Annotated in this window: 21 protein-coding genes and 1 other RNA gene; 14 read left to right on the top strand and 8 right to left on the bottom strand. The window is 67.5% G+C overall.

The window, feature by feature from the left end; all coding sequences use genetic code 11:
- The first annotated feature begins 269 nt into the window (after positions 1 to 269).
- The 3 genes from rho to AVCA_RS21645 all read left to right on the top strand — a co-directional run bounded on the left by rho (position 270) and on the right by AVCA_RS21645 (position 4,129).
- Positions 270 to 1,529, top strand: coding sequence for a transcription termination factor Rho (gene rho, locus AVCA_RS21655; protein WP_012703208.1), 1,260 nt, complete (start codon positions 270 to 272; stop codon positions 1,527 to 1,529).
- 96 nt (positions 1,530 to 1,625) lie between these two features.
- Positions 1,626 to 3,092 carry a 4-hydroxy-3-polyprenylbenzoate decarboxylase gene (gene ubiD / locus AVCA_RS21650; RefSeq protein ID WP_012703207.1) on the top strand — a complete coding sequence of 489 codons (1,467 nt, stop codon included), beginning with the start codon at positions 1,626 to 1,628 and terminating at the stop codon, positions 3,090 to 3,092.
- A gap of 68 nt (positions 3,093 to 3,160) precedes the next feature.
- Positions 3,161 to 4,129: a CDP-6-deoxy-delta-3,4-glucoseen reductase gene (locus tag AVCA_RS21645; RefSeq protein WP_012703206.1), complete on the top strand. Its 969-nt coding sequence runs from the start codon at positions 3,161 to 3,163 to the stop codon at positions 4,127 to 4,129.
- Positions 4,130 to 4,140: 11 nt separating this feature from the next.
- Here the strand turns inward: AVCA_RS21645 and AVCA_RS21640 are convergent, their stop codons facing one another.
- The 5 genes from AVCA_RS21640 to AVCA_RS21625 form a co-directional block, all read right to left on the bottom strand.
- Positions 4,141 to 4,590, bottom strand: a complete 450-nt coding sequence (locus AVCA_RS21640; RefSeq protein ID WP_050764406.1) for an EVE domain-containing protein — start codon at positions 4,588 to 4,590, stop codon at positions 4,141 to 4,143.
- A gap of 323 nt (positions 4,591 to 4,913) precedes the next feature.
- Positions 4,914 to 5,576, bottom strand: coding sequence for a 5-formyltetrahydrofolate cyclo-ligase (locus tag AVCA_RS21635; protein WP_012703204.1), 663 nt, complete (start codon positions 5,574 to 5,576; stop codon positions 4,914 to 4,916).
- A 77-nt stretch (positions 5,577 to 5,653) separates the two neighbouring features.
- Positions 5,654 to 5,831: non-coding RNA, 6S RNA (ssrS, locus tag AVCA_RS25605), on the bottom strand.
- A gap of 29 nt (positions 5,832 to 5,860) precedes the next feature.
- The gene (locus tag AVCA_RS21630; protein ID WP_012703203.1) at positions 5,861 to 6,175 is read right to left on the bottom strand and encodes a cell division protein ZapA; all 315 of its coding nucleotides are present in this window, start codon (positions 6,173 to 6,175) and stop codon (positions 5,861 to 5,863) included.
- Positions 6,172 to 6,381, bottom strand: a complete 210-nt coding sequence (locus AVCA_RS21625; RefSeq protein ID WP_012703202.1) for a TIGR02449 family protein — start codon at positions 6,379 to 6,381, stop codon at positions 6,172 to 6,174. Before AVCA_RS21625 ends, AVCA_RS21630 begins: the two co-directional genes overlap by 4 nt.
- Before the next feature lie 187 nt (positions 6,382 to 6,568).
- Here AVCA_RS21625 and AVCA_RS21620 point away from each other — a divergent pair, with 187 nt between their 5' ends.
- The 9 genes from AVCA_RS21620 to gcvP all read left to right on the top strand — a co-directional run bounded on the left by AVCA_RS21620 (position 6,569) and on the right by gcvP (position 18,387).
- On the top strand, positions 6,569 to 7,123 hold the full coding sequence (locus tag AVCA_RS21620) for a YecA/YgfB family protein (protein ID WP_012703201.1): 555 nt from the start codon (positions 6,569 to 6,571) through the stop codon (positions 7,121 to 7,123).
- A gap of 35 nt (positions 7,124 to 7,158) precedes the next feature.
- Positions 7,159 to 8,493 (top strand): Xaa-Pro aminopeptidase, encoded by a 1,335-nt coding sequence (gene pepP / locus AVCA_RS21615; RefSeq protein ID WP_012703200.1) that lies wholly within the window; start codon positions 7,159 to 7,161, stop codon positions 8,491 to 8,493.
- Between the two features lie 2 nt (positions 8,494 to 8,495).
- A complete protein-coding gene (gene ubiH, locus AVCA_RS21610) occupies positions 8,496 to 9,683 on the top strand; it encodes a 2-octaprenyl-6-methoxyphenyl hydroxylase (RefSeq protein WP_012703199.1) in 1,188 nt (395 codons plus the stop codon).
- A gap of 64 nt (positions 9,684 to 9,747) precedes the next feature.
- A complete protein-coding gene (locus AVCA_RS21605; RefSeq protein ID WP_012703198.1) occupies positions 9,748 to 10,965 on the top strand; it encodes a 2-octaprenyl-3-methyl-6-methoxy-1,4-benzoquinol hydroxylase in 1,218 nt (405 codons plus the stop codon).
- Positions 10,966 to 11,073: 108 nt separating this feature from the next.
- On the top strand, positions 11,074 to 12,078 hold the full coding sequence (locus AVCA_RS21600; protein WP_012703197.1) for an extracellular solute-binding protein: 1,005 nt from the start codon (positions 11,074 to 11,076) through the stop codon (positions 12,076 to 12,078).
- A gap of 85 nt (positions 12,079 to 12,163) precedes the next feature.
- Positions 12,164 to 13,780, top strand: a complete 1,617-nt coding sequence (locus AVCA_RS21595; protein ID WP_012703196.1) for an ABC transporter permease — start codon at positions 12,164 to 12,166, stop codon at positions 13,778 to 13,780.
- 119 nt (positions 13,781 to 13,899) lie between these two features.
- Entirely contained in the window at positions 13,900 to 14,982 is a 1,083-nt protein-coding gene (gene gcvT / locus AVCA_RS21590) for a glycine cleavage system aminomethyltransferase GcvT (RefSeq protein ID WP_012703195.1), read from the top strand.
- A gap of 44 nt (positions 14,983 to 15,026) precedes the next feature.
- A complete protein-coding gene (gene gcvH, locus AVCA_RS21585) occupies positions 15,027 to 15,416 on the top strand; it encodes a glycine cleavage system protein GcvH (protein WP_012703194.1) in 390 nt (129 codons plus the stop codon).
- A 97-nt stretch (positions 15,417 to 15,513) separates the two neighbouring features.
- Entirely contained in the window at positions 15,514 to 18,387 is a 2,874-nt protein-coding gene (gcvP, locus tag AVCA_RS21580) for an aminomethyl-transferring glycine dehydrogenase (protein ID WP_012703193.1), read from the top strand.
- Positions 18,388 to 18,421: 34 nt separating this feature from the next.
- Here the strand turns inward: gcvP and AVCA_RS21575 are convergent, their stop codons facing one another.
- Positions 18,422 to 19,096, bottom strand: a complete 675-nt coding sequence (locus AVCA_RS21575; RefSeq protein WP_012703192.1) for a nitroreductase — start codon at positions 19,094 to 19,096, stop codon at positions 18,422 to 18,424.
- Positions 19,097 to 19,286: 190 nt separating this feature from the next.
- On the opposite strand from AVCA_RS21575, the gene AVCA_RS21570 reads away from it, so the two are divergent.
- The gene (locus tag AVCA_RS21570; protein WP_012703191.1) at positions 19,287 to 19,499 is read left to right on the top strand and encodes a DUF3079 domain-containing protein; all 213 of its coding nucleotides are present in this window, start codon (positions 19,287 to 19,289) and stop codon (positions 19,497 to 19,499) included.
- Between the two features lie 145 nt (positions 19,500 to 19,644).
- Here the strand turns inward: AVCA_RS21570 and AVCA_RS21565 are convergent, their stop codons facing one another.
- A complete protein-coding gene (locus AVCA_RS21565) occupies positions 19,645 to 19,953 on the bottom strand; it encodes a PepSY domain-containing protein (protein WP_012703190.1) in 309 nt (102 codons plus the stop codon).
- A gap of 336 nt (positions 19,954 to 20,289) precedes the next feature.
- On the opposite strand from AVCA_RS21565, the gene AVCA_RS21560 reads away from it, so the two are divergent.
- Complete coding sequence (locus AVCA_RS21560) at positions 20,290 to 20,991, top strand: DUF2780 domain-containing protein (protein WP_012703189.1); 702 nt, start codon at positions 20,290 to 20,292, stop codon at positions 20,989 to 20,991.
- Between the two features lie 61 nt (positions 20,992 to 21,052).
- On the opposite strand, the gene AVCA_RS21555 is transcribed toward AVCA_RS21560, so the two are convergent.
- Positions 21,053 to 21,943, bottom strand: a complete 891-nt coding sequence (locus tag AVCA_RS21555) for an alpha/beta fold hydrolase (RefSeq protein WP_012703188.1) — start codon at positions 21,941 to 21,943, stop codon at positions 21,053 to 21,055.
- Between the last annotated feature and the right edge of the window lie 67 nt (positions 21,944 to 22,010).

Below are 22,010 nucleotides of genomic sequence, written 5' to 3'. Positions count from 1 at the left end.
GGCTGGTCCCGGTCCGGCGAGTCTTGCGTATCGAGAGAAAGGCCGGGAGCGCCCCGCTCGCCGCATTCGGGGTCATGGTTTTTGTCGCGCGAGGCTGGACGCACCTTTTTCAGGGTGTTAGATTCGGCTCTCGCAGCGAATCTATCTTTATCGCTGTCCTCCGTCAGTCGTCGCCGACGCACCTCTTTTAGAACAAGTACAGCGATCCGATCGCCTTCCCTGCGGCGCGGCTTTCCCAAGCTCAACGCTTTCTGCCCTCTTATCGTCTTATGAATCTGACCGAACTCAAGCAAAAGCCTATTACCGAACTGCTGGAAATGGCCGAACAGATGGGCCTGGAGAACATGGCCCGTTCGCGCAAGCAGGATGTGATCTTCTCCCTGCTGAAGAAGCATGCGAAAAGCGGCGAGGAAATCTCCGGTGATGGCGTGCTGGAGATTCTTCAGGATGGTTTCGGATTCCTGCGCAGCGCGGATTCCTCCTATTTGGCCGGGCCGGACGACATCTACGTCTCGCCGAGCCAGATCCGCCGCTTCAACCTGCGCACCGGCGACACCATCGTCGGCAAGATCCGCCCGCCGAAGGAGGGCGAGCGCTACTTCGCGCTGCTCAAGGTCGACTCGATCAACTTCGACCGGCCGGAAAACGCGAAGAACAAGATCCTCTTCGAAAACCTCACCCCGCTGTTCCCCAATGCTCGTCTCACCATGGAAGCCGGCAACGGCTCCACCGAAGACCTCACCGGCCGCGTGATCGACCTCTGCGCGCCGATCGGCAAGGGCCAGCGTGGCCTGATCGTCGCGCCGCCGAAGGCCGGCAAGACGATCATGCTGCAGAACATCGCCAGCAACATCACGCGCAACAATCCCGAGTGTCACCTGATCGTCCTGCTCATCGACGAGCGTCCGGAAGAGGTGACCGAGATGCAGCGCACCGTGCGCGGCGAAGTGGTCGCCTCCACCTTCGACGAGCCGCCGACCCGCCACGTGCAGGTCGCCGAGATGGTCATCGAGAAGGCCAAGCGCCTGGTCGAACACAAGAAGGACGTGGTGATTCTGCTCGACTCCATCACCCGCCTGGCGCGCGCCTACAACACCGTGATCCCCAGCTCCGGCAAGGTACTCACCGGCGGTGTCGACGCCCATGCACTGGAAAAGCCCAAGCGTTTCTTCGGTGCCGCGCGCAACATCGAGGAGGGCGGCAGCCTCACCATCCTCGCCACTGCGCTGGTGGAAACCGGCTCGAAGATGGACGAAGTGATCTACGAGGAGTTCAAGGGTACGGGCAACCTGGAGCTGCAGCTCGACCGGCGCGTCGCCGAGAAGCGTGTGTTCCCGGCGATCAACATCAATCGCTCCGGTACCCGCCGCGAAGAACTCCTGACCGGTGAAGAGGAACTGCAGCGCATGTGGATCCTGCGCAAGATCCTGCATCCCATGGACGAGATCGCCGCCATCGAATTCCTGCTCGATCGTCTGAAGGATACCAAGACCAACGAGGAATTCTTCCAGTCGATGAAGCGGAAGTAATCCGCCGCGACAAGTCGCGAGCCTCGGACTGCAAGGGGGCAGGTTGGTGCCGTCACCCTCCGGCATGGGGCTTGCCGCCAGAGGCTCGCAGTTTCCATGAAATACTCCGATCTTCGCGACTTCCTGCGCGCCCTGGAGGCGCGTGGCGAGCTCAAGCGCATCCAGACGCCGGTCTCGCCCATACTGGAAATGACCGAAATCTGCGATCGTACCTTGCGTCGCAGCGGGCCCGCTCTGCTGTTCGAGAAGCCGATAGGTTTCGACATGCCGGTGCTCGGCAACCTGTTCGGCACACCGCAGCGCGTGGCGTTCGGCATGGGGGCCGAGGATGTCTCCGAACTGCGCGAGATCGGCCGGCTGCTGGCCCTCCTCAAGGAGCCGGAGCCGCCCAAGGGGCTCAAGGATGCCTGGGACAAGCTGCCGCTTTTCAAGAAAGTGCTCAGCATGGCGCCCAAGGTGCTGAAGGATGCGCCCTGCCAGGAAGTGATCCTCGAAGGCGAGGATGTCGATCTCGGCAGGCTGCCCGTGCAGCATTGCTGGCCAGGCGATGCCGCGCCGCTGATCACCTGGGGGCTGACCATCACCCGCGGACCGAACAAGGAGCGGCAGAACCTCGGCATCTACCGGCAGCAGGTGCTCGGCCGCAACAAGGTGATCATGCGCTGGCTCAGCCACCGTGGCGGCGCCTTGGATTACCGCGAATGGTGCCAGAAACACCCTGACCGGCCCTATCCGGTGGCGGTGGCGCTCGGGGCCGACCCGGCGACCATCCTCGGTGCGGTCACGCCGGTGCCGGACACCCTGTCCGAATACGCCTTCGCCGGCTTGCTGCGTGGCCAGCGTACCGAACTGGTCAAGGCGGTCGGCAGCGATCTGCAGGTGCCGGCCAGCGCCGAGATCGTGCTGGAGGGGCACATCCATCCGGGAGAGATGGCCGATGAGGGGCCCTATGGCGACCATACCGGCTACTACAACGAGGTCGACCGTTTCCCGGTGTTCACCATCGAGCGCATCACCCGCCGACGCGATGCCATCTACCACAGCACCTACACCGGACGTCCGCCGGACGAGCCCGCCGTGCTCGGCGTGGCGCTGAACGAAGTGTTCGTGCCGATCCTGCAGAAGCAGTTCCCCGAGATCGTCGATTTCTACCTGCCGCCGGAGGGCTGCTCCTACCGCATGGCGGTGGTGACCATCAGGAAGCAGTATCCGGGCCACGCCAAGCGGGTGATGCTGGGGGTCTGGTCATTCCTGCGCCAGTTCATGTATACCAAGTTCGTCATCGTCACCGACGACGACATCGACGCCCGTGACTGGAACGATGTGATCTGGGCCATCACCACACGCATGGACCCCAAGCGCGACACCGTGCTGATCGACAACACGCCCATCGATTATCTCGATTTCGCCTCGCCGGTCTCCGGCCTGGGTTCGAAGATGGGGCTGGATGCCACCCACAAGTGGCCGGGCGAGACCAGCCGCGAATGGGGGCGGGCCATCCGTCAGGATCCGGCTGTGAAGCAGCGTGTCGACGAGCTCTGGCCGCTGCTGGGCCTCGACTGAGAGGTGCCTGCCTTGGCCCGCATGGGCAGGGGCGCCTTCCCGATTCACCCTTGCCGTGACGGAACATCATGAAAGTGACCCTGCAACCCTGTGGCGCCGAGATCGATGTGAATGTCGGCGAGTCCATTCTCGATGCTGCGCTGCGTCTCGGTTATGAATGCCCGCAGGGCTGTCGCAACGGCAACTGTCATGTCTGCGCGGCGCGCCTGCTCGAAGGGCGGGTGCGCCAGGGGGACGAGGTGCTCGCCCAGGGCGAGGTGCTGACCTGCCAGGCCGAGCCGCTGGAGGATTGCGTGCTGCACTGGGACGCTGTGCTGGCGCCGGGCGAGCTGCCGGTACGCGAACTGAGCTGCCAACTGGTCGATTGCGAGGATCTCGGCGGCGACGTGTTCCGGGTGCGGCTACGGGCGCCGGCGGGCAAGCCGCCGCGCTACCACGCCGGGCAGTACCTGCAACTGCAGCGCGAGGACGGCAGCTTCTCCTCCTTTTCCCTGGCCTCGGCACCCGACATGGGACGAGAGCTGGAACTCCACGTTCTGGCGCGCGAGAACTCGGCTCGGGACCTGCTGGCTTTCATCCGCCGCCAGGGCTTCGCCCGCGTGCGCCTGCCATTCGGCGACGCCCATATGGCCGCGCTGCCGGATGGTCCCCTGGTGCTGATCGCCGCCGGCACCGGCATGGCGCAGATGCAGAGTCTGGTAGAGCATTGCCGGGCGAACGGCTTCACTTGGCCGATCCATCTCTACTGGGGCGCGCGGCGGCCCGAAGACTTCTATCGGTTGCCCTGTGAGGAAGAGTGGCGGCACCTGCCCAATCTGCACCTGCATCGGGTGGTCAGCGACCTGTGCGGCTGGGAGGGACGCTGCGGTCTGCTGCACGAGGCTGTGCGCCAGGACTTCGACGATCTGCGGGCGTTGCAGGTCTATGCCAGCGGTTCGCCGGGCATGGTCTACGCCACCCTGGATGCGCTGGTCGAGGCTGGCATGGATGCCCGGCAGATGCGTGCCGACGTCTTCGCCTATGCCCCCAGGCCCTGAGGCCGGCTGGCTCAGCGCAGCGCCAGTACGGCGGCCCATTCGCCAGCGCTTACCGGCATCACCGAGAGCCGGTTGCCCTTCTTCAGCAGCGGTAGCTGCGCCAGGTCCGGTGTGCTACGCAGGCGCATCAGCTCGATGACGTCGCCGAAGGCTTCGACGAACTCCACATCGACCGCGACCCACGGATTCCTTTCCGCGCCGGCCTTGGCATCGAAGTAGGGGCTTTGCGGTTCGAGGGCGCTGGGGTCGGGATAGGCGCCGCTGACGATGCGGCCTATCCCGACGATTCCCGGTCGTGGACAACTGGAGTGATAGAAGAAAAACAGCTCGCCGGGCTGCATGCTCCGCAGAAAATTACGTGCCTGGTAATTGCGTACTCCGTCCCAACATGCCCGCTGGCGGTGCTGTAGTGTAGCCACGGAGAAGGCATCGGGTTCGGATTTCATCAGCCAGTACGGCATGGGAATTGGCTCCGGATGCCGGTCATCGGAACGCCGAAAAAAGCATCGATCTTATCGATGACCGGGGTTTGATTGGCCGATCGAGTTGGCGGAGAATTCCGCCGCTTCATGGGGGGAGGGTGGCTGTCGCAGCCGCCCGTTCATCGCCGTTCATCATCGTGATGTGCCTTGAAGGGGGAGGCAATCGATGAAGCGCAAGCCAGATCTACTGTGGGTTCTCGTCATTCTCTTCGGATTGGGGGTGGTCACCACAGGCTACGCGCAAAGCCACTGGGAACAACAGCGGAGCATTCAAGCGCCGAGTCTGTCCCGCGGTTTTTGATCTATTCGCAGGCACCGCAGGGATTGCGGTGCAACTGCCCCTTCCTCGCCACTTTCCTGTTGTCGGCCGCATACCAGGCCCGATCCGTCACCGTGGCCGCCAATGGCACGTCCCAACTGGCCAGCGCCAGTCGATCGACCTTTTGACATTCGTGGGCCAGGCCCAGCAGCACGGGTTTGCGGCAGTATCTGTGGCGGGCTCGATAGGCCAGGCTGCGGTCGTAGAAGCCGCCGCCCATGCCCAGTCGTCCGCCTTCGGCATCGAAGCCGACGAGGGGCATCAGCAACAGATCCAGCGTCCAGACCTTGCGTTGCCGGGCCCGGTTCGGGTGGGGCTCGCGGATGCGGAAGCGGTTCGGGAGCAGTGGTTCGCCGGAGTGAACGCGCTGGAACACCATGCGCGTCGCCGGCCAGGCGTTGAGCACCGGCAGATAGGTCGCCTTGCCGCGGCGCTGGGCGGCCGCGAGCAGCAGTCCGGGGTCGATCTCGCCGTCGTTGGGCAGATACAGCGCCAGGTGGCGGCTGCGACGGAACAGCGGATGCTGCGCCAACTGGCGATAGAGCCGGCGAGCGGCCTGGCGCTGGCGATGAGGATCGAGCGCACGCCGTCGCTCGCGAAGCAGGCGGCGCAGCTGGGCGCGGGAAAGGCTGGCGGTTTCGATCATGCCGAATCAGCGGGTGCCGGGAGGGGGCCGACAGCCATGCCGGAAATTTCGTCGCGGCACGGCAAGCGATGTGAAATGGACTCCCCGACGTGCCGCTGCCGGCTTGACCCTTGAACCCGAAAGTTCAAGGTGGCGACTGCCGATGACCTTAAGGCTTTCCGTCAGGCGGACATGCACACGGGTCACACGTACAGCCTCCGAGGTTTTGCGTATCGGGAGAGGGACGTGGCCGACTGGCGTACACACCAGGGAGTGATCGCCAGTATATCCGAATCAGATGGGACTCAGGTCGTCAGCTCATCCGGATTGTTGGTCAGCGCGCGGTCGACACGCTCGAGCAGGGTACGCACCTGCTCGCGGGTCGAGCTGGCCTGCAGGTCCAGGCGCTCCTGCTTGTGCAGCAGGTCGTGGGTGATGTTGAGGGCGGCCATCACCGCGATGCGCTCGGCACCGATGACCTTTCCGCTCGAGCGGATTTCCCGCATTTTCCCATCCAGGTAACGGGCGGCGCTTTCCAGGTTGGCCCGTTCTTCCGGTGGGCAGGCGATGCAGTAATCCTTGTCGAGAATGTGGACGGTGATGGTGTGCGACTGGCTCATGAGTCCTGCTCCAGGGCTTTCAAACGTGAAATCATCGATTCGACCTTGTGCCTGGCGATTTCGTTCTTTTCGATGAGGTGGGCGCGCTCTTCCCGCCAGGCTTTTTCATTCGCCAGGAGAAACCGGTTGTGGGCCTTGATCTGCTCGAGACGCTGGATCAACAGTTCCAACTGACGGGCAAGGGCTTTCAGGTCGTCGTCTTCCATGGCGCCTCTTTTTCTCTGCGAATGAACGGGGTTCGAGACTCCGGCGGCGCTCCGATGGTCTTGGTGCGCCCGCCGGTGCTAGGATACGCGATCACATTCTAGTCATTTGCTTCCCGTGGCGCCTCATGAGCGTCGGCGCTTTTGCAGAGCGCCGCCAACTCGGGTGCACGAAGAAGGCGAGTCCGATATGTCCACCGACAAATCCCCCTACGCGGCGTTTTCCGCTCTGCTGGCCAGTAGCGGCAGGGACCGGTCCCCGGCGGAGCTGCACGGCCAGTTGCTCGGCCGCAGTTGTGCCGGAGCCGGTTTCGAGGTCGACGCCTGGCTGGCCGATGCCGCCGACCTGCTCGGCGGCCAGATCCCGGACAACGTGCGCCAGGCGCTGATCGGCCTGCAGGAAATGGTCAAGGGCGAACTGACCGGCGGCGAGGTCGCCGTGGTCCTGCTGCTGCCTTCCGACGAAGCGCCGCTGGCCGAGCGGGCCGCCGCTCTGGGGCAGTGGTGCCAGGGCTTTCTCGGCGGCTTCGGTCTGGCTGCCGGCGACCGGCCGCTGAGCGCGGAAGCCATGGAGGTGCTGCAGGACCTTGCCGCCATCTCCCAGGTGCAGAGCGCGCTGGAGGATTCCGAGGAGGGAGAGGGTGCCTACATGGAGGTCATGGAATACCTCCGGGTCGCGCCGCTCCTGTTGTTCACCGAGTGCGCCGGTCCGGTCGCGCCGGCGCCCAAGCCGTCCGTGCATTGAGGCGCAGACGCCTGTCCAGTCAACGAGGAGCGCACATGACCTGCATCCCGAAGTCGGAATACGCCCGCCGGCGCAAGGCGCTGATGGCGCAGATGGAGCCCAACAGCATCGCCATCCTGCCGGCGGCACCGGTGTATATACGCAATCGCGACGTCGAGCACGTATACCGGCAGGATAGCGATTTCCAGTACCTCTCCGGCTTCCCCGAGCCGGAGGCGGTGATCGCCCTGATTCCCGGTCGCGAGCATGGCGAATACGTGCTCTTTTGCCGCGAGCGCGATCCCGAGCGCGAACTCTGGGACGGCCTGCGCGCCGGCCAGGAGGGCGCGGTGCGCGACTTCGGCGCGGATGACGCCTTCCCCATCGCCGACATCGATGACATCCTGCCCGGCCTGATCGAGGGACGCAGCCGCGTCTACTACGCCATCGGCAGCAACGAGACCTTCGATCATCAGTTGATGGAGTGGATCAAGACCATCCGCTCCAAGGCCCGCCAGGGAGCGCAGCCGCCGAGCGAGTTCGTCGCCCTCGACCACCTGCTGCACGAGATGCGCCTGTACAAGAACGCCGCCGAGCTGGCGGTGATGCGCGAGGCCGCGGTCGTCTCCGCCCGCGCCCACGTGCGCGCCATGCAGGCCTGCCGCCCGGGGCTCCACGAATACCACCTGGAGGCCGAGCTGGAATACGAGTTCCGCAAGGGCGGGGCGCGGATGCCGGCCTATGGCTCGATCGTCGCCGGCGGCCGCAATGCCTGCATCCTGCACTACCGGGAAAACGACCGGCCGCTGCGCGACGGCGATCTGGTGCTGATCGACGCCGGCTGCGAGCTCGACTGCTATGCCAGCGACATCACCCGCACCTTTCCGGTCAATGGCCGCTTCTCGCCCGAGCAGAAGGCCATCTACGAACTGGTGCTGGCCGCCAATCTGGAGGCGTTCGGGCACATCGCCCCCGGCCGCCGCTGGAACGAGGCCCACGAGGCCACGGTGCGGGTGATCACCGCCGGACTGGTGGAGCTGGGGCTGCTGCGCGGCGAGGTCGACGAACTGATCGCCGCCGAGGCCTACAAGCCCTTCTACATGCACCGTGCCGGTCACTGGCTGGGCATGGACGTGCACGACGTCGGCGACTACAGGATCGACGGTCAGTGGCGCCTGCTCGAACCGGGCATGACGATGACCGTCGAGCCGGGCATCTATATCGCCGCCGACAACGACAAGGTCGAGCGGAAATGGCGCGGCATCGGCGTGCGCATCGAGGACGATGTGGCAGTCACCGAGTCCGGCTACGAGATCCTCACCGACGGCGTGCCCAAGAGCGTCGCCGAGATCGAGGCACTGATGGCCGCGACACGCGGCCGGGCGGCCTGAGCATGGCCCGGGTGGAACTGGCGATCGTCGGCGGCGGCCTGGTCGGGGCGAGCCTGGCCCTGGCCCTGCAGGAGGGCGCCAGGGCGCGTGGCTGGCGGATCGTGCTGATCGAGCCGCATGCCCCCGGCGAGCCTTATCAGCCGAGTTACGACGCGCGTTGCTCGGCGCTGTCCTTCGGTACACAGCGGATCTACGAGCGCCTCGGCCTGTGGCCGGCGATCGCCCGCCGCGCCGAGCCGATCCTGCAGATCCACGTCTCCGAGCGTGGGCGTTTCGGCGCCGCGCGCCTGCGCGCCTCGGAAGAGGGCGTGCCGGCCCTCGGCTACGTGGTGGAGAACGCCTGGCTCGGCGAGTGCCTGTGGCAGGCGCTGGATTCCTCGGTGGTCGCCTGGCGCTGCCCGGCCGAAGTGCAGCGCATGACCCCGCTCGACGATGGCTACCGGCTGCACCTGGACGACGACAGCCATCTCGACTGCGCCCTGGCGGTGCTCGCCGACGGCGGTCGCTCCGAACTGCGCGAGCGGCTCGGCATCCACGTGCGCTATCGGCCCTACGGGCAGGCGGCCCTGATCGCCAACGTCACGCCCAGCGAGCCGCACCGTGGCCAGGCCTTCGAGCGTTTCACCCAGGACGGCCCGCTGGCCCTGCTGCCGCTGGCGGAGAACCGTTGCGCGCTGGTCTGGACCCGCCAGACCGGCGATGCCGGGCGCCTGCTGGCGCTGGACGAGCGGCAGTTCCTCGGCGAGCTGCAGCAGCAGTTCGGCTACCGCCTCGGCGCCTTCCGCCACCTGGGGGCCCGTCATCTCTACGCCCTGGCGCTGGTCGAGGCCGAGGAGCAGGTGCGGCCGCATCTGGCCCTGCTCGGTAATGCCGCCCACAGCCTGCACCCCATCGCCGGTCAGGGCTACAACCTGTCCCTGCGCGACACCCTGTGCTTGGCCGAGGAACTGCTGGCGAGTCCGGCCGAGCCCGGCGACTTCGCCACCCTGCTGCGCTACCAGGCCCGCCAGCGTCTCGACCAGCAACTGACCGTGGGCTTCTCCGACCGGGTCACCCGGCTGTTCGCCACGGCCATGCCGCTGCTCGCCGACGGGCGCAGCCTCGGCCTGCTCGGTCTCGACCTGCTACCGCCGGCGAAGCACTGGTTCGCCCGCCAGGCCATGGGACTCGGCACCCGTGCGCAGGCCTGAGGCCGGCGCACGATCATCGAAAACGGCGGGCGTGGCCGGACGCCCCTTGCGAATTGAGGAAAGCATGCACGCGGATCTGATCATCGTCGGCGCCGGAATGGTCGGCAGCGCCCTGGCGCTGGCCCTGCAGGACAGCGGTCTGGATATCCTGCTGCTGGACCGCGGGCCGCTCGAGGTGGCTCCCTGGAATCCCGCGGCGCCCTTCGAGCCGCGGGTCAGCGCACTGTCCGCCGCCAGCCAGCGCATCCTCGAGCGCCTCGGCGCCTGGGACGGCATCCGCGCCCGGCGCGCCGCTCCCTACGGCGAGATGCAGGTGTGGGACGGCTCCGGCACCGGGCGGATCCACTTCTCGGCGGCCAGCGTGCATGCCGAGGTACTCGGTCACATCGTCGAGAACCGGGTGGTGCAGGATGCCCTGCTCGAGTGCCTGGCCGGCAGTGGGGTCGGCCTGCTGCCCGGCATCCGCCTGGACGGACTGCGCCGCTCCGGCGACGGTTGGCTGGTCCGCCTGGGCGACGGCCGCCAGTTGCGCTCGCCGCTCCTGGTCGCCGCCGACGGCGCCAACTCGACGATCCGTCGCCTGGCCGGCTGCGCCACCCGCGAATGGGATTACCTGCACCACGCCATCGTCACCAGCGTGCGTTGCGCCGAACCGCACCGCCGCACCGCCTGGCAGCGCTTCACCGACGACGGGCCGCTGGCCTTCCTGCCGCTGGAGCGGGACGCCGACCGGCACTGGTGCTCGATCGTCTGGTCGGTCACTCCGCAGCAGGCCGGGCGGCTGATGGCCCTAGACGATGCGGCCTTCGCCAGGGCCCTGGGCGCTGCCTTCGAGTGGCGTCTCGGCGAAGTGCTGGAGGTCGATCCGCGACACTGCATCCCGCTGCGCCAGCGGCATGCCCGGCGCTACGTCGAGCCCGGCCTGGCGCTGATCGGCGATGCCGCCCATGTCATCCATCCGCTGGCGGGGCAGGGGGTCAACCTCGGTTTCCTCGATGCCGCGACCCTGGCCGAAGCGCTGCTGCAGGCCCGTTCGCGTGGCGAGCGACTGGCCGATCTGCGCGTGCTGAGCCGTTTCGAGCGCCGGCGTATGCCCCACAACCTGGCGATGATGGCGGCGATGGAAGGCTTCGAGCGGCTGTTCCAGGCCGATCCGTTGCCGCTGCGCTGGCTGCGCAACAGCGGCCTGAAGTGGATGGACAATCTGCCCGAGGGCAAGGCGCTGTTCGTCCGCCAGGCCCTCGGCTTGAGCGGCGACCTTCCAGCGCTGGCGCGCGCCTGACCCCCGAACCCCCTCTGCCGGCGACATACCGCGCGACATTTGCCAAGTTGTGAAGCTAAATGCTAGTCACTATTATTCGCTGCACTTAATGCACACGAGGGGGGTTCCATGCAGGCAAGCAAGCACATTCTCGCCGTCCTGGTCCTGGGCGCGCTCTCCGGCGCCGCCCTGGCCGCCGACGACGAGATCGTGGTCTATTCGTCGCGCATCGACGAGTTGATCAAGCCGGTCTTCGATGCCTATACCGCCGAAACCGGAGTCAAGGTGAAATTCATCACCGACAAGGAAGCCCCGCTGATCGCCCGCCTCAAGGCCGAAGGCAAGAACACACCGGCCGACCTGTTGATCACCGTGGATGCCGGCAACCTCTGGCAGGCCGAGCAGGAAGGCGTCCTGCGGCCGATCGACTCGCCCGTCGTCAAGGCCAACATCCCGCCCCAGTACCGCTCCGCCACCGGCGCCTGGAGCGGCCTGTCGCTGCGCGCACGGACCATCTTCTATTCCACCGAACGGGTCAGGCCCGAAGAGCTTTCCACCTACGAAGCCCTGGCCGACGAGAACTGGGAAGGCCGCCTGTGCCTGCGCACCAGCAAGAAGGTCTACAACCAGTCGCTGACCGCCACCCTGATCGAGGCCCATGGCGCGGAGAAGGCCGAGCAGATCGTCAGGGGCTGGGTGAACAACCTGGCCACCGACGTGTTCGCCGACGACAACGCCCTGCTGCTGGCGATCGACGCCGGCCAGTGCGACGTGGGCATCGCCAACACCTATTACTACGGCCGCCTGCACAAGGAGAACCCGGGCCTGAAGGTGAAGCCCTTCTGGCCGAACCAGGGCGATCGCGGCGTGCACGTCAACCTCTCCGGCGCCGGCGTGACCAAGTACGCCCCGCACCCGCAGGCCGCGCAGAAGCTGGTGGAGTGGATGACCGCCGAGAAGGCCCAGCGCCTGCTGGCCGACCTCAACCAGGAATACCCGGCCAATCCGCAGGTGGCTCCGTCCAAGGAAGTCGCCGCCTGGGGCAGCTTCAAGGCCGACAGCGTGCCGGTCGAGATCGCCGGCAAGCGCCAGGCCGAGGCGATCCGCCTGATGGACCGTGCCGGCTGGAACTGAGGCGTACGCCAGGAGCGTGAGCCTCGGGCCGCAGGCGGAGCGTTCCGCCTGCGGCCCGATTCGTTTTCCGTATCGGGGAGCTGTCGTGTCCCATTCCGCCCAGCGTCGCTGGTATCCCATCGTCTTCTCCATCGCTGCCCTGGTGCTGCTGCCTCTCAGCGTGCTGGTACTTTCCTGGCACAGCGTCGATGGCGAAATCTGGCGGCATCTGTGGGATACCCAGATGCCGCGCCTGCTCGGCAACACCCTGACCCTGTTGCTGGGCGTCGGCACCGGCGTCACCCTGCTGGGGGTGAGTCTGGCCTGGCTGACCAGTCTCTGCGAATTCCCCGGCCGGCGCTGGCTGGACTGGGCGCTGATGCTGCCCTTCGCGATTCCCGCCTATGTGCTGGCCTTTGTCTTCGTCGGCCTGCTGGATTTCTCCGGTCCGTTGCAGAGCCTTCTGCGCGAGTGGTTCGGCAGCGGTCTGCGGCTGCCGCGGGTGCGTTCCACCGGCGGGGTGATCCTGGTCCTGGTGCTGGTCTTCTATCCCTACGTCTACCTGCTCGCGCGCAGCGCCTTCCTGGCCCAGGGCAAGGGCCTGATGGAAGCCGCGCGGGCCCTGGGCCTGTCGCCCTGGCAGGCCTTCTGGCGCGTGGCCCTGCCGATGGCGCGGCCGGCCATCGGTGCCGGCCTGGCCCTGGCGATGATGGAAACCCTGGCCGACTTCGGCGCCGTCTCGGTGTTCAACTACGACACCTTCACCACCGCCATCTACAAGACCTGGTACGGCTTCTACAGCCTGTCCAGCGCCACCCAGCTCGCCAGCCTGCTGCTCCTGGCGGTGATGCTGGTGGTCTACGGCGAGCGCCGCGCCCGCGGCATGCCGCGGCCGAGCAGCGAGCGACCGCGCGGGCGGGCGCTGTACCGGCTGCACGGCTTCAAGGCCACGGCGGCCAGCGCCTGGTGCATTCTGGTGTTCCTTTGCGCCTTCGTCATACCGGTCCTGCAACTGCTGGCCTGGTTCTGGCAACGTGGCCGCTTCGACCTCGACGAGCGCTACGCCGCGCTGATCCTGCATACCCTCTGGCTGGGCGGTTGCGCCGCGCTGCTCACCGTCGCCTGCGCCATGCTGCTGGCCTTCGCCCGGCGCCTGGTGCCGGGGCGGACCATGGGCACGGCGGTCGGCCTGGCCAATCTGGGCTACGCCCTGCCGGGCTCGGTGCTGGCGGTGTCCATCATGCTCGCCTTCAGCTATCTCGACCGCGAACTGGTGATCCCCTTGTCCTCCTGGCTCGGCGGCGCCGGCAAGCCGCTGCTGCTGGGCAGCCTGACGGCCCTGTTGCTGGCCTATCTGGTGCGCTTCCTGGCGGTGGCCTTCGGCCCTCTGGAAAGCAGCCTGGCGCGGGTCCGCCCGTCGCTGCCGGAGGCCGCGCGCAGTCTGGGCGTCGGCGGTTCGCAGCTGTTCCGGCGGATCTACCTGCCCCTGCTGCTGCCCGGCACCCTGAGCGCCGTGCTGCTGGTGTTCGTCGACGTGCTCAAGGAAATGCCGGCGACCCTGCTGATGCGCCCGTTCGGCTGGGACACCCTGGCGGTGCGCATCTTCGAGATGACCAGCGAAGGCGAATGGGCCCGCGCCGCGCTGCCGGCGCTGACCCTGGTGCTGGTCGGACTGCTGCCGGTGATCGGCCTGATCCGCCGCTCGGCACGCCAGCCGGGCTGAGGCCGCCGGTCGGTCCGGCGCCGTGACCGGGCCCGGCCTTGCGGCTACAATGCGCGCCATCCGTGGCCTGCTTTGAGGGCCGGCGCACCGCGATGCGTCGGGTACGGAAGGAGAACCCCATGGGACTGCGCACGCCGCTCTACGACCAGCATCTCGCACTGGGCGCCAGGATCGTCGATTTCGGCGGCTGGGACATGCCCCTGCACTATGGTTCGCAGGTCGAGGAACATCACCAGGTGCGACGCGACTGCGGCGTCTTCGACGTCTCCCACATGACGGTGGTGGATGTCCTGGGCGCGGATGCCGGGATCTGGCTGCGGCGCCTGCTGGCCAACGACGTGGCGCACCTGAAAAGCCCCGGCAAGGCCCTCTACAGCGTCATGCTCAACGAGCGCGGCGGGGTGATCGACGACCTCATCGTCTATCTCGCCGATTTCGGTTACCGCCTGGTGCTCAACGCGGCTACCCGCGAGCGCGACCTGGACTGGATACGCGGGCAGGCCGCCGGCTTCGTCGTCGAACTGCGCGAGCGTCGGGATCTGGCCATGCTCGCCATCCAGGGGCCGAAGGCGCGGGCGCGCACCGGCGAGTTGCTCGCCGCTTCGCGCGCCGCGCTGATCCACGAACTGCGCCCGTTCGAGGGCCTGACCGAAGGCGACTGGTTCATCGCCCGCACCGGCTATACCGGCGAGGACGGCCTGGAAATCCTGCTGCCGGCGGCGCAGGCGCCGGACTTCTTCAACGACCTGGTCGGCGCCGGCATCGCTCCCGGCGGCCTCGGCGCCCGCGACACCCTGCGCCTGGAGGCGGGCCTGAACCTCCACGGCCGGGAGATGGACGAGAGCGTCTCGCCGCTGGCGGCGAACCTCGGCTGGACCATCGCCTGGGACCCCGCCGGGCGCGACTTCATCGGCCGCGCGGCGCTGGAAGCGCAGCGCCGCGCCGGCGGTCAGCCTAAACTGGTGGGGTTGCTGCTGGAGGAGCGCGGCGTGCTGCGCGCCCGCCAGGTGGTGCGGGTGGACGGTCTCGGCGAAGGCGAGATCACCAGCGGCAGCTTCTCGCCGACGCTGGGCAAGTCCATCGCCCTGGCCCGGGTACCGGCCGCCACCGGCGAGCGCGCCGAGGTGGAGATCCGCGGCCGCTGGCTGCCCGTCCGCGTCGTCCGGCCGAACTTCGTCCGCCACGGCAAGGCCTTGATCTAGATTTTTCCGGGCGAGCCCTTTCGCCCCCAACCCGAGGACACGACATGAGCAATATCCCCGCCGATCTGCGTTACACGGCCAGCCACGAATGGGCCCGACTGGAAGCGGACGGCACCGTCACCGTGGGCATTTCCGACCACGCCCAGGAAGCCCTGGGCGACGTGGTGTTCGTCGAACTGCCGGAAGTCGGCAAGGCGCTGGCCGCCGAACAGGAGGCCGGGGTGGTGGAATCGGTGAAGGCCGCCTCCGATATCTACGCGCCGGTCGCCGGCGAGGTGATCGCGATCAACGAAGCGCTGACCGACAGCCCCGAGCTGGTCAACAGCGATCCCTATGGCAGCTGGTTCTTCAAGCTCAAGCCGAACGACGCCGGCGACCTGGGCAAGTTGCTCGACGCGGCCGGCTACGAAGCCGCCTGCGCCGCCGGAGCCTGATCGCCGCGCGTCTGCGTTGTCCGTGGGCGCCGCCAGCCGATCCATTTCTCCTGAAGCCTCGCCCGTCGGGGCTTCGTCTTTTCAGCCGAGAGCCGCCATGTCCCAGACTCCCAGTCTCGTCCAACTCCAGCAGCCCGACGCCTTCCTGCGGCGCCACCTCGGTCCCGACGCGGCCGAGCAGCGCGCTATGCTCGCCAGCCTCGGCCTGGCCAGCCGCGACCAGTTGATCGAGCAGACGGTGCCGCCGGCGATCCGCCTGAACCGCGCCCTGGAGCTGCCGGCGGCGCTGGACGAGCGGGCGGCCCTGGCCAGGCTCAGGGGCTATGCCGAACGCAACGAGCCGTGGACCAGCCTGATCGGCATGGGCTACCACGGCACCGTCACCCCGCCGGTGATCCTGCGCAACGTGCTGGAGAACCCCGGCTGGTATACCGCCTACACCCCCTACCAGCCGGAGATCGCCCAGGGCCGGCTGGAGGCGCTGCTGAACTTCCAGCAACTGACCATCGACCTCACCGGCCTCGATCTGGCCAGCGCCTCGCTGCTCGACGAGGCCACCGCCGCCGCCGAGGCCATGGCCATGGCCCGTCGCGTGGCCAGGAGCAGGAGCAACCGCTTCTTCGTCGACGAGAACTGCCATCCGCAGACCCTCTCGGTGGTGCGTACCCGCGCCGCCGGTTTCGGCTTCGAGGTGGTGGTGGATGCCGTGGAGAACCTCAGCGAGCACGCGGTGTTCGGCGCGCTGCTGCAGTATCCGGACAGCCACGGCGAGATCCGCGATCTCGAGCCGCTGATCGAGCAACTGCACGCGCAGCAGGCGCTCGCCTGCGTCGCCGCCGACCTGCTCGCCCTGCTGGTGCTGACCCCGCCCGGCGAACTGGGCGCCGACGTGGTGCTCGGTTCGGCGCAGCGCTTCGGCGTGCCGATGGGCTACGGCGGCCCGCACGCGGCCTACTTCGCCACCCGCGACGAATTCAAGCGCGCCATGCCCGGACGGATCATCGGCGTGTCCAGGGACGCCCGCGGCAACACCGCCCTGCGCATGGCCCTGCAGACCCGCGAGCAGCACATCCGCCGCGAGAAGGCCAATTCGAACATCTGCACCTCCCAGGTGCTGCTGGCCAACATGGCCGGCTTCTACGCCGTCTACCACGGTCCCGAGGGGCTCGAGCGCATCGCCCGGCGCGTCCACCGGCTGACCGCGATCCTCGCCGAGGGTCTGGCGCAGCGCGGGATCGAACGCCTCAACCGACACTTCTTCGACACCCTGACCCTGGAGGTCGGCGGCGCCCAGACGGCGATCATCGAGAGCGCGAAGGAGGCGCGGATCAATCTGCGCATTCTCGGCCGCGGCCGGCTCGGCGTCAGCCTGGACGAGACCTGCACGGCCGAGACCGTGGAGCGCCTGCTGGCGATCTTCCTCGGCGCCGACCACGGCCTCGACCTCGCCACGCTGGACGACGCCGCCGCCTCGGGCATTCCCGCCGCCCTGCAGCGTACCTCGGCCTACCTGCGGCACCCGGTGTTCAACAGCCATCACAGCGAAACCGAGATGCTGCGCTACCTGAAGCAACTGGAGCGCAAGGACCTGGCGCTCGACCAGGCGATGATCCCGCTCGGCTCCTGCACCATGAAGCTCAACGCCACCAGCGAGATGCTGCCCGTCACCTGGCCGGAGTTCGCCGACCTGCATCCCTTCGCCCCGCGCGAGCAGGCCGAGGGCTACCGGCTGATGATCGAGGAGCTGGAAACCTGGCTGTGCGCCATCACCGGCTTCGATGCCATCTGCATGCAGCCCAACTCCGGCGCCCAGGGCGAATACGCGGGCCTTCTGGCGATCCGCGACTACCACCGGAGCCGCGGCGAGGCGCAGCGCAACGTCTGCCTGATCCCGTCCTCGGCGCATGGCACCAATCCGGCCTCGGCGCAGATGGCCGGCATGCAGGTGCGCATCGTCGACTGCGACAGGTCCGGCAACATCGACCTCGCCGACCTCAGGCGCAAGGCCGAGGCGGCGGGCGATACGCTGGCCTGCCTGATGCTCACCTACCCCTCGACCCACGGCGTCTACGAGGAGGGCGTGCGGGAGATCTGCGAGGTGATCCACGGCCACGGCGGCCAGGTCTACATGGACGGCGCCAACCTCAACGCCCAGGTCGGCCTGGCGCGGCCGGCGGACATCGGCGCCGACGTCTCGCACCTGAACCTGCACAAGACCTTCTGCATCCCGCACGGTGGTGGCGGCCCCGGCATGGGGCCGATCGGCGTCAAGGCGCATCTGGTGCCCTTTGTCGCCAACCACCCGGTGGTGCCGCTGGACGGCCCGAACCCGGACAATGGCGCGGTCAGCGCGGCGCCCTGGGGCAGCGCCGGCATCCTGCCGATCAGTTGGATGTACATCGCCATGATGGGGCCGCAACTGAAGGACGCCACCGAGGTCGCCATTCTCAACGCCAACTACCTGGCGCACTGCCTGGGCGGTGCCTTCCCGGTGCTCTACAGCGGCCGCAACGGGCGGGTCGCCCACGAGTGCATTCTCGACTTGCGTCCGCTCAAGGCGGAAACCGGGATCACCGAGGAGGATGTCGCCAAGCGCCTGATGGACTACGGCTTCCACGCGCCGACCATGTCCTTCCCTGTGCCCGGCACGCTGATGATCGAACCCACCGAGAGCGAGTCCCTGCACGAGCTGGAGCGCTTCGTCGAGGCCATGTTGAGCATCCGCGCGGAGATCGCCAAGGTCCAGGCCGGCGACTGGCCGGCCGAGGACAACCCGCTCAAGCACGCCCCGCACACCCTGGCCGATCTGCTCGGCGACTGGCAGCGTCCCTACAGCCGTGAGGAGGCGGTGGCGCCGACCGCCCATAGCCGCGCCCACAAGTACTGGCCGGCGGTGAACCGGGTGGACAACGTCTACGGCGACCGCAACCTGTTCTGTGCCTGCGTGCCGCCTGACGACTACCGCGAGTGAGGTCGATGGGGCCGGCGGCGTTCGGCCGCCGGCCTCAATCGAAACCGTGGAAGGTGGCGAATTCCGCCACCGGCACCCGCTCGGTGACCAGGCCGTTTTCCGGCGCTTCGGGGGCCTCGCGGCCGAGGGCCACGGCACAGAGCAGGATCTCTTCTTCGCCGAGCAATCCCTGCTCGCGCACCACCTGGTGATAGTCGGCGAAGACCCCCTGGGGACAACTGTGCAGTCCTTCGCCGCGGGCCGCCAGCATCAGGTTCTGGATGAACATGCCCATGTCGAGAAAGCTGCCGGTGTTCATCCGCCGGTCCATGGAGATCAGCAGGCCGACCGGCGCGTCGAAGAACTGGAAGTTGCGCAGCGCCTGCCGTTCCCGTGCCGCCCGGTCGCCGCGGGCGATGCCGAGTGTGTCGTAGAGGCTGAAGCCCATGGTCCGCCGGCGCTCGAGATAGGGCTCGAACCAGGGATCGGGATAGTAGCCGTACTCGGCATGGTGCCGCTGCGGCTCCCGTTCGGCCGCCGCGCTCACCGCCCGGCACAATGCGTCGCGGACCGCGCCGCTTACCGCGCGGACTTTCCATGGCTGGGTATTGGCGCCGCTCGGCGCTTGCGCCGCCAGTTCCAGGATGCGCTCGATCTGGGCGCGCGGAACGGGATCGGGACGGAAGCGGCGTATCGACTTGCGCGAACGGATGGCATCTTCGACCTGCATGGGCGGGCTCCTCGAATCGGGCGAGAAGGCGCAGGTATACCCCAGGTGACGGGGGTTTTCATCCTCGGGTGTCTTGCGTCGTCCGCTCGCCGGTCGCCGGTTCGTCGCGAAATCCCCGGGGAAAAACGTTAGATTGCACTGCGAAGCGATTCGTGAATCCGACCCACACGGCATCAGGCAGCGATAGATAATGGCGAAGAAATTTCCCTTGAACCCCAAGCATCCCGAGCGAATCTGCTGGGGCTGCGACCGCTATTGTCCGGCGACGTCCCTGGCATGCGGGAACGGCGCCGACCGGACGATGCACCCGGCCGAACTGCTCGGCGAGGACTGGCATCTGTTCGAGGACGGCGGTTTCGATCCGGCCGTGGAAACGAAGGAAGCGACGGAGCCTGCGTGCTGACCGGCCGGGAGGATCGGCGCCCCGCCGGGGCGCGGAAGGAGTCGGCCGGGCTTCTTCCTGCGGCCTCCGTGGGACGGGACGCCACAGCCCTCGGGCGAGGCCGTGCCCGTCCCGCGGGAGGGCACGGTTCGGCTTCCGCCGGCCTTCAGTCGTCCTGGTGATCCTTGAGCACCTGGCCGTTGCTGGCGTCCAGATGCACGTCCCATTTCAGGCCCTGGGCGTCGCGCAGTTCGACCTGGTAGATGTAGCGGCCGTATTCCTCTTCCAGTTCGGTTTCGTGGATGGTCGAGCCGGGGTGCTTGGCCTGCGCGGCGGCGTTGAGCGTCTCGAACGGCTGGATGGTCCCGGCCTTGAGCAGCTTCGTGGCTTCGTCCGGGCCGAGGTCGCGGGCCTGGGCGAGGCCGACACCGGCGGCGAGCAGGGCACTGGCGAAGAGGACGGTGAGGGTTTTCATCTTGGCTCTCCTGGGAGTCATCGGCTGTCGATGCTTCCAACTCTAGGCCAGCCCGCTTAAACCAAGCTGAATCGGGCGCTGCGTTCGTTCGGCGGAGAACTGTTGCGGGTGCCGGGCCGATGGCTGACCATAGAGCCGTCGTCGATCCCCTATCCCATCCCGGAGGCCGTGTCCGAGTGGGTTGTCACAGCAATGCCGCCGCACTATCCGTGGACCGTCGCGCGTGCGATTGAGCCTGTCGTCCTGTCCACGAACCGTCCTTCCCGTTTCCGTCACCTGTCCGGCTCGCCTGCCGGCTGGCTGGCGTCCGTATTCCGAGTCGAGAGGTTTCACCCGATGAAAGCGTCCCCTTCCGTTGCCCTGGTCGCCCTGCTGAGCCTGGCGAGCGTTCCGGTCTTCGCCTTCGACCTGAATTCCGCCGCCCAGGCGTACTCCGCTCTCAAGGGCGGGCAGGCCGGCGACGACAAGACCTCGCAGGTGCTCGGGCTGGTCCAGTCCCTGAGCGCGCTGCCGATCACGCCGCTGCAGATGCTGGGCGGTACCGGCGCCCTGCTGGGACTGGCGCAGAGCCAGCTCACCGGGAGCGACTATGCGCAATTGAGCGAGTCGGTTCCGGGTATCGAAAAACTCACCGGCGACAATGCGCTGGACCAGCTCGGCGCCCTCGGCGGCCTCGGCGGCCTCGGCGGTCTCGGCGGCGGTCTCGGCGGCCTGCTCGGCAAGTCCGTCGGGCCCTCCGCCGAACAGTCCGCGCAACTGGAGGAAACCGGCGAACTGCTCGACAACGTGCAGAGCATGCAGGACGTCAACCAGGCCTTCTCGGCCATGGGCATGGATGCCGGCCTGGCCGGCCAGTTCGCGCCCATCCTGCTGCAGTTTCTCGGCAACCAGGGGGTGGCCGCTCCGTTGGTACAGAGTCTGGCCGGCATCTGGGGCGTGAGCGGCGCCGGCGTCATGCCCGGTACGGCAACCGGGGTCGGCACCGGCTCCGTTCCCGCCATGGCGCCGGCTACCGGCGTCGGTGGCGCCGGCTCCTGATCCGCGCGGAACGAGGCCCCTGGCCGGGAGGGCGCCTCGTTCCCGCCCCTGGCGGTATCAATCAGGCGACGGCACTGCCGATCACCTCGCGAATGCGCCGGGCAATGTGGGCGGCATGGGTTTCCAGGGCGAAGTGGCCGGTATCCAGCAACTCCACCACGGCGTCGGGGTTGTCGCGCTTGAACGCTTCGGCACCCGGCGGAATGAAGAAAGGATCGTGCCGGCCCCAGATCACCAGGGTCGGAACCCGACTGGTACGGAAGAACCTTTGGAAGTCCGGGTAACGCTCGAGGTTGTTGGCGTAGTCGAGGAACAGGTCCAACTGGATGTCCTTGTTGCCGGGACGCTCCAGCAGCAAGGCGTCGAGGGTATAGGCCTCGGGGGCGACGAGCGCCGGGTCGTCGACGCCATGCAGGTACTGCCAGCGGGTGCCTTCCAGATGGAGGATGGCGTCGCGGATGGCCTGGCGGTTTTCCGGGCTGGGCTCGCTCCAGTAGGCCCGGATCGGCGCCCAGGCATCGCCCAGGCCTTCCAGATAGGTGTTGCCATTCTGCGAGACGAGGCCGGTGACGCGTTCCGGATGGGCCACGGCCAGGCGCAGTCCGGTCGGTGCGCCGTAATCGAACACGTACAGGGCGTATCGCTTGAGGCCGAGCGCGTCGACGAAGGCGCCGAGGGTCCGGGCGAGGGCGTCGAAGCCGTAGCGGTAGTGGCGCTCGGCCGGCACCTCAGTGAAACCGAAGCCGGGCAGGTCGGGGGCGATGATGCGGAAACGGTCGGCCAGCAGCGGGATCAGCGTGCGGAACTGATGGGACGAGCTCGGGAAACCGTGCAGCAGGAGCAGTACCGGAGCGGCGGGATCGCCGGCTTCGCGATAGAACACGCGGACGCCGTCGGCATCGGCGAAACGGTGATGGATGACGGTTGCGGCGCTGGAAGGGACAGTGGTCATCTGGCGAGTCCTCTGTAACTTTTGATTTTCATTTAAGCGGTTACTGGAGAGTCATTCTGTCCTGTAT

This window comes from Azotobacter vinelandii CA (assembly GCF_000380335.1).
GTDB classification, from domain to species: domain Bacteria; phylum Pseudomonadota; class Gammaproteobacteria; order Pseudomonadales; family Pseudomonadaceae; genus Azotobacter; species Azotobacter vinelandii.
Note: the sequence above shows the minus strand (reverse complement) of the source record. Positions and strands in the feature narration are given on the sequence as shown.